The following is a 12253-nucleotide window of genomic DNA, read 5'->3' on the forward strand; positions in this document are numbered from 1 at the left end:
CATTTTTACCATGGCCGAGTGATCCGCATCATTCTTGCCCGCAACAGACGGTTTACAAGCCGTGGCCATCGATGGAGAGAAATTGATGAAAGCAATGGTTCTGCACAAAGGGACGGCCGAACTTCGGCTTGAGGATGTGGCTGTGCCAACCTGCGGGCCCCGACAGGTACGGCTCGTTATTGAGGCTTGCGGTGTCTGTCGCACTGACTTGCATATCGTCGACGCGGAACTAACGGACCCGGTGTTGCCCCTTATTCCCGGACACGAAATTGTCGGTAGGATCGCGCAAGTCGGCGGGGAAGTTGAAGGATTGGCGATCGGCCAACGCGTGGGGGTGCCATGGCTGGGACAGACCTGTGGCCATTGCCCCTATTGCAAGGCAGGACGCGAAAACCTGTGTGATGCACCCGGTTTTACGGGATACACCTTGAACGGCGGCTATGCCGAAGAATGCGTCGCCGATGCCGCCTATGTTTTTGCGCTTTCGCGCGATGCGGACCCGGTCGGGTTGGCCCCCCTGCTGTGCGCCGGACTGATTGGGTATCGCAGCTATTCCATGGCGGGTGACGCGCAGCGATTGGGGTTCTATGGTTTTGGCGCGGCGGCACACATCCTTGCCCAGATCGCTGTATGGCAGGGCCGTGACGTATATGCCTTCACGCAACCGGGCGACAGCGCCGGACAGGATTTTGCGCGCGCAACTGGTGCCGTCTGGGCGGGCGGTTCCGACATGGCCCCCGACGTTTTCCTGGACGCTGCGATCATCTTTGCACCTGTGGGCGCGCTTGTCCCAAAGGCTTTGAAAGCAGTCCGCAAGGGTGGTCGTGTCGTCTGTGCGGGTATTCACATGAGTGACATTCCGTCATTTCCCTATGCGGACTTATGGCATGAGCGTCAGATCATGTCCGTCGCCAACCTTACGCGGCAGGACGGCGCGGCTTTTTTTCCGCTGGCCGAAAAGGCCGGTGTCCAAACCCATACAACACGCTATCCACTCAAAGACGCAAATAAAGCCTTGGACGACCTGCGAAACGGCCATCTGAACGGTGCCGCGGTGCTTGTGCCCTAAGACGTTCTTGGCCTGAAAGATACTTCGCGCCACGATTGATCGACCTCACTCTTGGAAGCCGCCGACGTCATAGACTCGCCACCATGGAACAAGTGATTTTCACGTTTACTGATCGCGCTGACGCGGGCCGGCAATTGGCTGAAGTTCTGGTGGCGCTGGAGCTTGATCAGCCGTTGATTTATGCCCTGCCCCGCGGCGGCGTGCCAGTGGCCGTCGAGATCGCAAAATCGCTTCATGCGCCGCTTGATCTATTACTAGTCCGAAAAATCGGTGCACCGCGAAATCCCGAGGTTGCCCTTGGCGCAATTGTTGAGGGAGCGAGCCGAGAGATTGTCATCAACGAAAGCGTGAAACGCCTGTCTGGTGCTGACGAGGCTTTCATCTCAGAGGCTGTGGCCAGCCAACGAGCCGAGCTTGAACGACGCAAAAGGCGTTATCTGGGCGATCGCCCGAGGCTGGACCCAACGGGTCGAACCGTTGTTGTCGTAGACGACGGACTGGCCACCGGTGCCACGATGAAGGCGGCTTTGATCGGGCTGAAACGCTCCAATCCGAAGCGGATCATCGTTGCCCTTCCGGTCGCGCCGAAAGAGGCATTGGAGGAAATTTCCGATCAGGCAGACGATGTAATTTGCCTGCATCCAGCGGAAGTGTTCCGGGGCGTCGGCGGCTTTTACCGCAACTTTCACCAGTTGTCGGACAACGAAACAGTGGCCCTGCTGGGTCAGGTTTCGACCCGACCGACAAATACCGCGCGCGCAGTCACGCCAGCCCGCCACAAACGGCAAGCGTCCATTCCTCCGCTTGGCTTGCCCGGCGATCTGACGGTTCCACCAAATCCGCACGGCATCGTCCTGTTTGCGCATGGTAGCGGGTCTAGCCGCCACAGCCCACGAAATACATACGTGGCCGACAGACTCAATGCAGAAGGGTTTGCGACGCTTTTGTTCGACCTTCTGACACCGGAGGAAGGACAAGACCGCAGAAACGTATTCGACATACCGCTGCTGGCCGACCGCGTGGTGGAAGCGTCGATCTGGATCACATCTGAGCCTGATCTTGAAGATTTGCCGGTCGGGGTTTTTGGGGCAAGCACGGGTGCCGGAGCCGCGCTTGTAGCAGCGGCTGAACTCAAAGGCCGGGTGGCAGCGGTTGTTTCGCGTGGCGGGCGGCCAGATTTGGCCACGGATTACTTACCGCAAGTCACCAGCCCTGCGTTGCTGATCGTTGGCAGTCTGGACCACGACGTCATCCGGCTGAACCAACAGGCGCTTGCTGCGATGACCTGTGAGAAGAAACTGGAGATCGTGCCGGGGGCGGGTCATCTATTTGAAGAGCCGGGCACACTGGATCGTGCCGTCGATCATGCCGCCCAATGGTTCAAGGCGTATCTGCGCCCGGCGGTGGCCGCACGACCGAAGCCCGCGCCGCGACCAAAAGTCGACACCGCCCTGTCCGTCCTGCGGGCCGCCGCTGAGCCCCTGCCCCCGATCAATGATCCTGATTTCGCAAAGGCATTCGACCGTTTCGGAACAAAGCGCGTGGTGCTTCTCGGTGAGGCCTCACATGGCACCTCGGAATTTTACCGGGCGCGGGCCGCGATTACCCAACGACTGATTGAAAATTTCGGCTTTTCAATTGTCGCAGTTGAGGCCGATTGGCCGGACGCTGCGGCCGTTAACCGCCACATTCGACAAGTGAGTCCCGCACCCATGAACCCGCCGCCCTTTGCGCGCTTTCCCACATGGATGTGGCGCAACGTCGAGTTTGATGCTTTCACGCGCGATTTGGAGAAATACAACCGGGCAAGAAAGATCGACGACCGCGTCGCATTCTATGGCCTCGACCTCTACAATATGAATGCATCGATTGCGGCGGTTCTGGCGTATCTTGATCGCGTCGACGAAGCGGCAGCCGCTGTAGCCCGCTCGCGTTATGCCTGTTTGTCAGCATGGTCGCATGACCCCGTTGCCTACGGCCGCGCTGCGCTGACGCGCGGGTTTTCTGAATGTGAAAAGCCGGTCACGCAAATCCTGATTGATCTGTTCAAGAAGCAATTGGACTATACCGCGCAAGACGGCGATGCGTTTTTTGATGCGGCGCAAAACGCACGACTGGTCACCAGTGCAGAGCGGTATTACCGCGCGATGTATTACGGTTCGCAAGTGTCTTGGAACCTGCGCGACAAGCACATGTTCCAGACATTGAACCAAATTCTAGACCATGCTGGGCCGGACAAAAAAGCTGTTGTCTGGGCGCATAATTCTCATATCGGCGATGCGCGTTTCACGGACATGGGACGCAACCGTGGCGAGTTGAACATCGGTCAACTTTGCCGCGAGAAATATGGCGACGCGGCCGCCCTGATTGGATTTGGAACTGCATCAGGCACCGTTGCTGCCGCGTCCGAATGGGACGCCCCAATGGAGACAAAAGACATCCGCCCCCCGCGCCCCGAAAGCTATGAGGCGCTTTTCCATGGCCTCGATCTTGAACGCTTCCTGTGGGACTTCAAAAAGGAACAATCAGCTGATTTCCTGCGGCTCCTGTCCCAGCAAAGATTGCAGCGCTACATCGGCGTCATTTATCGGCCCGAGACTGAACGTGCGAGCCACTACAGCTATGCCACGCTGCCTGACCAATATGATGCTTTCGTCTGGTTTGACCAAACGCAGGCGGTCACAGCGCTGCCCACACTGGCAAACACCAAAGAGGACGAAACCTATCCGTTTGGCTTGTGAACTTGCCCCGAAAACCTGCGGGTCGTTCTTACATCTGCACGTGTCTCAGGTGCCTTCTTTATGTCTTGATGAGGGAAAATATGACGAACAGAAAGCAGCATGGAAGTAAGCAAAGAGACGACTGATCAAACCAACGAGGAGTCGGCGACGGAAGAACCCGACATAGCCATCCCGGATTGGGACGAAGAACGAGAGATGCGCACTTGCCGAGGCCGAGAGCGCGCGCAAACGCGCCACGAAAAAGTGACTTAAGTTCAGCGGCTTACAGGCGCTAATGCACGCACTGGCACCGTGCTCCGCTCACTCTTGATCATACCTGACGAAATCGGCAAATGCGGGATTGCGTTGGGTCACCGCCACCTCGACCGACATTCCGGGTTCCCTGGTCCGCAGTTCATCCAACACGTCCTCGATCAATCGCAGGAACGCGACATTGCGAACTTCCGCATGACCGATCCGTTTTGTTGATATCGTCATGTTCAAGAGGCTGAAGCGGCACCGCGCTGTCAAGAACAGATGTCGCACATGATCAACGTGCCCGTGTGTTTGCAGACACTGCCAAAATGTCTCGGTCTCGGGGCTGCCAAAAGTCAGCAACGTCCGAGAGTCCGGGTCGGCGAGCACTGTCTCAAACAGAATCCGACCCGAGGCTTCATCGCGGATTGTCACGTCAACACCGTCATCGGTGCCCATGTCCGTGATGTCCAGTGCCAGCAATGGCCTTTCATTCATCGGACTGGCAGCGTGCCGGAGCTGACCGGTTCTGTTGAACGCGCAGCGCATATGACCTCTCCTTCGACAAGGCAGGCTTTCCTCGCCCGCCAACTGTCTTAGGGTGGTCCAAATTCCCGCACTGGAATTGATATTTCTCAAAGGCCGTTGAAAATATGTTCTGTGGCGCTGTTAAGTGGGTGCATCCAGCAATTTGCGCAGGGTTTTGGAAAGTGTGTCAATGTCATAGGGTTTGCGCAGAACTGGCCAAGTCGCATCATCGGTCGTGCGGGCAAATCCGGTTGTCAGAATGATCTCCAAGTCCGGGTGAAGCGCGCTTGCCCTGTTGGCCAGTTCAAACCCGTCGATGCCCCCTGGCATCACAATATCTGACAGCATCAGATTGATATCACGCCCTTTTTCCAGATGCGCCAGCGCTGCGCGCCCGTCCGCAGCCTCGACAACCGAGTAGCCCAAGTGTTCAAGACGCTGCTGAGTCAGGTTTCGCACCCTTGGATCGTCCTCGACCAGAAGAACGGTTTCACCCTTCGCCTCTCCTACTGCCCCATTCGCCGCCGATGCGCCATTCTGTACGGCATCATTCCCCGCCGCGACTGCGGGTAGGTAAAGGCGCACCTCGGTGCCTTCGCCCAGTTTGCTGCGCAGGGTAAGAGCGCCGCCACTTTGCCGAGCCCAGCCATACATCATCGGCAGGCCCAGGCCGGTCCCCTTGCCGGGGTCTTTCGTGGTGAAAAACGGCTCGAACGCGCGGTCCATCACTTCGGATGTCATACCCGACCCTGTATCAATGACCGACAGGACGACATAATCCCCTGGGGCCAGATCAGCGTTGTCATCCGCGTGCTGACCCGCGCCCACCTTTGCGTTATGCGCCCGGATCGTCAGGGTTCCCCCCTGCCCCATCGCGTCGCGGGCATTGATTGCCAAATTCAGCACGGCACTTTCGATCTGCCCCGGATCAGCCAGCACCAGATCGACATCACTGTCCACGTCCGCCCTTATGACGATATGCTCGCCCAGTGTACGTTGCAAAATAGGTTTGAGCGCTTCAATAACATGGCTCATATCCAGTCGTTCGGGTGCCAGTCGTCGCCTTTTGGACAGTAGCAGTAATTTGGCAACCAGTGCCGCACCAAGATTTGCAGCCTCAAGGGCTTCGCCCAGAATGGACGCACGGTTGGGATCGTCAGGGCGCATTTCCAACAATTCGATATTGCCGATTATGACGGTCAGCAGGTTGTTGAAATCATGCGCGATGCCGCCTGCCAACTGGCCGATAGCCTCCATTTTCTGGGCCTGTTCCAGCTGTTTTCGGCTTTCCCTTTCTGCGGTCAGATCGCGTATGACGCCCAGAAACTGCCGATCACCGCCGATCACTACCTCTGATACTTTCAGATAGATCGGAACGGACGCTCCGGATTTTTGGCGCGCTTCCAACTCGCGGCCGATGCCGATGATCTTGGCTTTTCCGGTCGAAAGATAGGCTGAAATATATCCGTCGTGCTGGTGTCGGTGCGGTTCGGACATCAGCATGTTCACGTTGCGGCCCAGCACCTCGGATTTGGTATAACCCAGAATCATCGCCGAGGGCGGGCTATAGCTGGTGACGATCCCGTTAGTATTGATCGTGATGATGGCCTCAGGTACGGCATCCATAATGGCATGCAACCGGGCCTCCCGATCACGCAGCGATTGTTGCGCCCTTTTTTGTTCGGTCACATCTTCCAATGCCAATAAGATAAGGTCCGCGGCAGCATCTGGATTGGCCATCTTTTGGGCGTTTAGAACCAAATCCCTTTTGCCTTTTCCAGCAACCTTGATCGTCAGGCTGAAGGCCTCGACCGATGGTCCCTCAGGCACGACACGCCCAAGATGGCGGCGCAACTCGGCCGTATCCCATTGGCCGTCTGCCAGCGCAAAAAGGCTTTTTCCGACGACGTCTGCATCTGTCGTATCGAACAGCCGATGAAAGGACCGGTTGGCCTGGATAAGATTCAGGTCTTCGTCAAGCGCCAGCAAGGGCGCGCGAGCCGTATTTACAATATTCTCTGCAAACCGCTGCGCCGTCAGTGTCTTGTGCTGGAACGCCTTGAGTTCAGAAACGTCCGAATAGGTAATCACCACACCGTCAATCTTTTCGTCCTGCGTGCGGTAGGGCAAAATCTGACGGTTATACCATTTGCCATCCTCCGCCTGCACTTCGGCCTTAACGGGAACCAGGGTTTCCTGCACTTTCGCAATGTCATCGAACAGGCTTGGGTCGTCGAGCTTGCTGGTGAAATCGCTGATCGGGCGGCCGACATCCTTGCTGATCAAATTGAAAAGACCACGGGTTGTCGGTGTAAAGCGCATGATTTCCCGGTCGCGATTCAGGAAAATCGTGGCAATTCCCGAGCTGGCCAGAAAGTTGTTCAGGTCGTCCGACAGTTGCCGCTCGGCGTCAATCTTCTGCTGCAACTGAGTGTTCAGCGTGATCAGTTCCTCGTTCAGTGACTGCAACTCTTCTTTTGAAGTTTCAAGTTCTTCATTCGTCGACTGGAACTCTTCGTTCATCGACATGGCTTCTTCGTTGCTGGCCTTCAACTCCTCAGTCGAGCGCTCATAGTCGCGAATGGTATTGCGCAGATCGGCGCGGGTTTTTTCCAGCTCGCGCTCCAGCAGATGGGTCGCTGCGCCCTCTTGCGGTGGGCTGGTCGTAACCGATGCTGGTTCCGCACGATCCTGGAAGGTCACAAGGAACGGTCGTGCACCATCCAGAACGATCGGATGTGCGTGTATGTCAACGGTCACGCTGGATCCGTCCCGCATCATTCTTGCGGTGTTGCTTGCCGTGTTGTCCGTTTCGCGCGCGGCGCGCAGAACGCTGGCCAACGGCGTGCGTAAACCGTCGCGCGCCATGGCCAGCAGATCGCGGCTGGCCTCGCCGGTTGCCACCTTGACATAGAGATCTGTCCGACCTTCCAGATACAGGGTTTCTGCATTGGCATTCACTAGTACGGCGGCGGGTGCATAATTCTCGACCAACACACGCTGGCTAAGGTCGGCCAGTCGTAATCCACCGGGCAAGGGTGGCATGGCATGCGGCGAGGCACCCGTTCGCAACTGATAACCGGGGCCGACCGGCAACGGCAAGTGGCGCGCGCGTGACGCACCACAGCGTTTGAAGATGTGATGTTTCTTGGACAGCGGCTGAAAAAGCGCCTCACTCTCGCTGACGGTCTCTGACATCCCCAGAAACAAAACGCCCCCATCGCTCAGGGCGAAATGAAAGACCTCCATCACGCGGTCCTGCGCTTCTGCCGTCAGATAAATCAGCAGATTGCGGCAGGAAATCATGTCCAGCTTCGAAAACGGCGCATCGGCCAGGACGTTATGATGTGCAAAAACAACCGCTTCGCGCAATTCCCGCGACACGCGATAGCTGTGGTCTTCCTTGACAAAAAAGCGGTCCAGCCGCCGCTGCGAGACATCGGTCTCGATCGAATCCGGATAGAGACCGACGCGGGCCGTTGCCAAAGTGTGTTCGTCCACATCGGACGCGAAAATTTGGATTCTGATATCCTTTTTCAGGCTTGATACCCGTTCGATCAGCAACATCGCCAGCGAATAGGCCTCTTCGCCAGTGGCGCAGCCCGGCACCCATACGCGAACCGCCTCGCCTGCCGGACGCGTGGCCACCAGTTCAGGCAGCACGGTGTCTTCCAACCAGGTATAGGCGTCCGCGTCGCGAAAAAAAGACGTGACGCTGATCAACAGATCGCGGCACAGGGCCTCTGCTTCTTCCGGTGAATCCATCAGCAACGCATGATAATCCACTGAATTCTGCATGTGTCGCAGCACCATGCGCCGTTCGATCCGGCGCAGCAGCGTGCCTTCCTTGTACAGGTCGAAATTGATCGGCGAATGGGCTTTGAGCGTGGCCACGATCCCTGCCAGCGACTGGCGCGCATTTTCGCCGAATGGAGCTTTGGAGGCAGTCGATGCCACAAACGCATGTTGAGCAAAGTCGGCAATGATCCCCGGCATCTGAGCAATCGGCACGACATGATCGGCGGCACCGGTTGCAATCGCGCTGCGCGGCATCCCGTCCTGCTGCGCCTCTGCCGGGTCCTGAACCAGCACGATACCGCCCTGCGCCTTGAGCTCGGCAATCGCGGCTGATCCGTCAGTTCCGGTGCCGCTTAGGATCACCGCAACTGCATTGCTTCCCCGATCGCGAGCCAGCGACAACAGGAATCTGTTGATCGGCAACCTTGTCCCGCGCTTGTCCTTTGGCTCTGATAGGCGCAGAACGCCTCTTTCGATCTCCATGTAACTGTTCGGGGGGATGACATAGACATGGTTCGGGGCCACCGGCATATCATTTTCAGCCATTTCGACGGGCATCTTGGTGTGTTGCGCCAACAGTTCCGCCATCAGGCTTTTGTGCTGGGGATCCACGTGATGCACCAGAACATAGGCCATACCGCTGTCGGGCAGCAGAGCTTTCAGGAATGCCGTGAACGCCTCAAGCCCGCCAGCCGACGCGCCCAACGCGACAACCGAGAACGGTTTTTCCTGCGCCTTGGCGCGGGTGGTTTTGCCGCTCTTTGGCTTGGTTGTTGGTTTTTCTTTGGTCACTCTAATTCCTGACGATCTTCCAGATCTTTTTCGGCCAACAACCCCGTTCTGGCCACACACGTGTTCAGGCAGCGTTCACAACAGCCTCGATATCAGGGATCGGCAAGTTCGTCAGGTCCTTTGGAATTTCGCCGACCAGCCGTTCCTTCAGCGGCGCACCATATGCGGGCCGCATCTCGCCAAGTGTTTCGGGATCGGCGATGATCACGATTTCGTTGAATCGTTTCTGTTCGGCCCGTTTATTCAGCTCGGTAACGAGCTGTTTTGCGAACGCCGTTTCCAAAGCCTCGTGCTGATTGTTCTGCTTGAACCCGGAGACCCCCGGACGAAAACGCTCATGTTGCCGCCCTGCGCGGTCTCTGGCGAGATCCTGTGTCTGCGGCACGTCAATCTGGTCATGTTTCAGCACACGCAAATCCAGACGTGTGGGAAAGCCCACGTTGTTGAGGAGAAGGTATTTGGTGCCATCAGCCACAACAACCCAAGTGTCAGTTTTCAGTTTCATCATGAAATTCCTTTGCAGCAACGGATATCTTCTTTCGTACAATCCACAGACGCTTTGCGCATGGACTTGAATCAATTTGTGCAAAAAAAATGAGCACCGGCTGAGGATATTTCAACAACTGCTGCTGTGTCTGGCGATATCCAGATGTAGCGCCAACCGATTGATCTTCGTCAAAACGCGCGGGCGAACCGGCACTACATTTGGTCCAAATGATAAATATTCGGGGTGCCGCCATGTTTCGTTCGATCCTGACAACAGTGTTTGCTCTTGGGCTCTTGGGTGCCCCGCCAATTACCGCCCAGACGGTCGAGCGGGTTCACGGCGGGGACACTTTCGTTGCCGAGCCGACAGTCAGTCAGACTTTTGCGGCCGAGCGGAATGTATTTGCCGTCGGCAACGTGATCACCGCAAAGGGATCCGCGAATGGTGATGTGTACCTTCTTGGTTTTGACGTCGATCAGGGGACCACAGTGGGCGGCGATCTATTGGCGACCGGCATGACTGTCGCGCTGGGGGCGCCAATTGCGGGCGATGTTACTGCCACCGGCTTCAGTGTGCGCAATAGCGGCAATGCCCCCATCGGCGGCAACGCCTTTCTGATCGGCAACACGGTCACGATTGACGGCCCTGTTTCGGGTGCGTTGACGGGCTTTGGGCAGAACGTGGTTTTGAACGCCCAGATTGATGGTGATGCATGGCTGGTGGGCGAGGACATCAGCTTTGGTCCCGATGCGGTCATCGCGGGTCAGTTGGTTTATTCAGCGGAAGACCAGATATCAGTGCCGGAACGGGTCATTTCCCCGGACCGTGTCCGCTTTGAGAAGTTGCAGCCTCCACAGGTCGCCTCGCGGATACGCGAGGAGTGGAGAGACTATCCGGTCTTTCCAGCATTCATGTCGATGTTTGCACTTTTTCTGGTGTCCCTTGCCTTTTTCGTCGCCCTCGCTGCTATCTTTCAGACCTTCCTACCGAAACAGTTGAATCGCATGCAGGCCGCCATTCAGGCCCGGCCGGGGCAGATATTTCTGTTAGGCGTCATCGGCCTGTCGATGCTGTTTGGCATGGTGCCGATCATCGCGCTGACGGTGTTTGGACTTCCACTTGTGCCGATTGTCTTGCTGGCAATCGTAGCTGTCTGGACATTGGGATACGCTTTGGGTGCATATGCTATTGCACAACGGTTTTTGCTGGCGTTCGGCGGTAAGGTGGAACCGACGAATCTGATCCGGCTCGTTGCATTTGCAGGGGTGCTGATCGTCGTCGCCGTCCTTAACTTCATTCCGTTTCTGGGCTGGATCGCAAATTACGCGCTGGTCCTGCTGGGCATCGGGGCGATGACGGGGGCCGTCTTCAACCGGATCCTCGGCAATCCCGGCCTTGCGCTGGATGTCGATATGAACCCAATCGACACCTAGATTTCTTGAAACATTGCAAACAGGAGAAATTCACATGTCCGCCACAGGATTAGAAGTTCTTGATCGCACTTGGCAGAAAACCCACGAGTGGGTAAATGAACTCCGCGACCGACTGGATTGGAGCAGTGACCGGGACACACTGCGCCTGTTACGCGTTACACTGCATCAGATCCGTGACCGGGTTCATGTCAACGAAACCGCGCAACTTTCAGCACAGCTGCCCATTATGATCCGGGGGATGTTCTTTGAGGGGTGGCAGCCACATCTGGTGCCTGTGCCTGGTCGCCGTGCTGCTGATTTTGTCACCGCCGTAGAACGCCATGTTGGCGATGTCGTGGAGTATCGGGGCCAGCAGGATATCGTTAAGGTTTTCAAACTGCTGAACGCCCGGATTTCACCGGGCCAAATCAACGACATTCGCGGCAATCTGCCAGAAGACATCCGCTCCCTGTGGCCAGAGCCATAGGGAGCGGCCGACAGGCTTAGGCCCGTTGTCCGGCAAGCGCGTCAGGAAGCTGCGGGCGCAGCAAGATGATTTGATGAATATTTTTGATTTCAATCAGCTTTGCGCGGCGCAACTCGGTCAGGCTGCGGCTGACGGTTTCCCGGGTCAGCCCCAAATAGTCGGCAATGTCCTCGCGTGGCATCGGCAGCTCGAACACTACATGTCGACCCAGTGGAACCCCTATACGGTCACCGAGAAATGAAAGAAACGCAGCGATCCGGTCGCGGGCGCTTTTGCAGCTCAGCATCATGCAATGTTCTTGCATGGCCTCAACTTGCCGAAGAGCCCCTTTGAACAGTACCTGCTGCATTTCTGGCTCTGCGTCATTGCTTTGCAGCAGTCTGGGGCGATGGCTGATCACCTTGGCAGCGATAAGCGCATCACAATCCGAGATATGGTGCTGATCCGGCCCGTACCCCAGTATGTCGCCGGGAAAGCCGAAGCCGACGACATAGCGACTCCCGCCGCGCGTCACACGGCTAAGCCGAAACACCCCGCTCTCTACCTCGAAAAGACCAGAACAGGCATCCCCTTCGCGAAATAGGTTTGCACCTGTCTGCAAACAGTAGGGCAACCGGCCCCGTGGCTGTCTGAGAGGAACGGTCGCGACCGGATGTGCCTTGAGCTTGGCAGGGCTCGTCATATACATATCGATCTCCTTTCAAT

10 protein-coding genes are annotated in these 12253 nt (G+C 57.0%); 5 read left to right on the forward strand and 5 right to left on the reverse strand.

All coding sequences use genetic code 11. The features are described 5' to 3' along the window. The first annotated feature begins 85 nt into the window (after window positions 1-85). The 3 genes from MUY35_RS01075 (at window position 86) to MUY35_RS01085 (ending at window position 4062) form a co-directional block, all read left to right on the forward strand. Complete coding sequence (locus MUY35_RS01075; protein WP_248363169.1) at window positions 86-1069, forward strand: zinc-dependent alcohol dehydrogenase family protein; 984 nt, start codon at window positions 86-88, stop codon at window positions 1067-1069. 83 nt (window positions 1070-1152) lie between these two features. Continuing rightward, window positions 1153-3810, forward strand: coding sequence for an erythromycin esterase family protein (locus MUY35_RS01080; protein WP_248363171.1), 2658 nt, complete (start codon window positions 1153-1155; stop codon window positions 3808-3810). A 99-nt stretch (window positions 3811-3909) separates the two neighbouring features. Beyond that, window positions 3910-4062 carry a hypothetical protein gene (locus tag MUY35_RS01085; RefSeq protein WP_248363173.1) on the forward strand — a complete coding sequence of 51 codons (153 nt, stop codon included), beginning with the start codon at window positions 3910-3912 and terminating at the stop codon, window positions 4060-4062. Between the two features lie 48 nt (window positions 4063-4110). On the opposite strand, the gene MUY35_RS01090 is transcribed toward MUY35_RS01085, so the two are convergent. The 4 genes from MUY35_RS01090 to MUY35_RS01105 form a co-directional block, all read right to left on the reverse strand. Further along, a complete protein-coding gene (locus MUY35_RS01090; protein WP_248363175.1) occupies window positions 4111-4527 on the reverse strand; it encodes a hypothetical protein in 417 nt (138 codons plus the stop codon). Between the two features lie 186 nt (window positions 4528-4713). Then, window positions 4714-9162 (reverse strand): chemotaxis protein CheB, encoded by a 4449-nt coding sequence (locus MUY35_RS01095; RefSeq protein WP_248363177.1) that lies wholly within the window; start codon window positions 9160-9162, stop codon window positions 4714-4716. A 64-nt stretch (window positions 9163-9226) separates the two neighbouring features. Continuing rightward, on the reverse strand, window positions 9227-9667 hold the full coding sequence (locus MUY35_RS01100; protein ID WP_248363179.1) for a host attachment family protein: 441 nt from the start codon (window positions 9665-9667) through the stop codon (window positions 9227-9229). Beyond that, window positions 9651-9902 carry a hypothetical protein gene (locus MUY35_RS01105; protein WP_248363181.1) on the reverse strand — a complete coding sequence of 84 codons (252 nt, stop codon included), beginning with the start codon at window positions 9900-9902 and terminating at the stop codon, window positions 9651-9653. Before MUY35_RS01105 ends, MUY35_RS01100 begins: the two co-directional genes overlap by 17 nt. Between MUY35_RS01105 and MUY35_RS01110 the strand changes: the two genes are divergently transcribed. Continuing rightward, window positions 9901-11082 carry a hypothetical protein gene (locus MUY35_RS01110; RefSeq protein WP_248363183.1) on the forward strand — a complete coding sequence of 394 codons (1182 nt, stop codon included), beginning with the start codon at window positions 9901-9903 and terminating at the stop codon, window positions 11080-11082. The genes MUY35_RS01105 and MUY35_RS01110 overlap by 2 nt on opposite strands. A 34-nt stretch (window positions 11083-11116) precedes the next feature. Continuing rightward, complete coding sequence (locus MUY35_RS01115) at window positions 11117-11548, forward strand: DUF2267 domain-containing protein (protein WP_248363185.1); 432 nt, start codon at window positions 11117-11119, stop codon at window positions 11546-11548. Window positions 11549-11564: 16 nt separating this feature from the next. Here the strand turns inward: MUY35_RS01115 and MUY35_RS01120 are convergent, their stop codons facing one another. Then, a complete protein-coding gene (locus MUY35_RS01120) occupies window positions 11565-12236 on the reverse strand; it encodes a Crp/Fnr family transcriptional regulator (protein WP_248363187.1) in 672 nt (223 codons plus the stop codon). Between the last annotated feature and the right edge of the window lie 17 nt (window positions 12237-12253).

The sequence above is a fragment of the Aliiroseovarius sp. S1339 genome (assembly GCF_023195695.1).
Taxonomy (GTDB): Bacteria; Pseudomonadota; Alphaproteobacteria; order Rhodobacterales; family Rhodobacteraceae; genus Aliiroseovarius.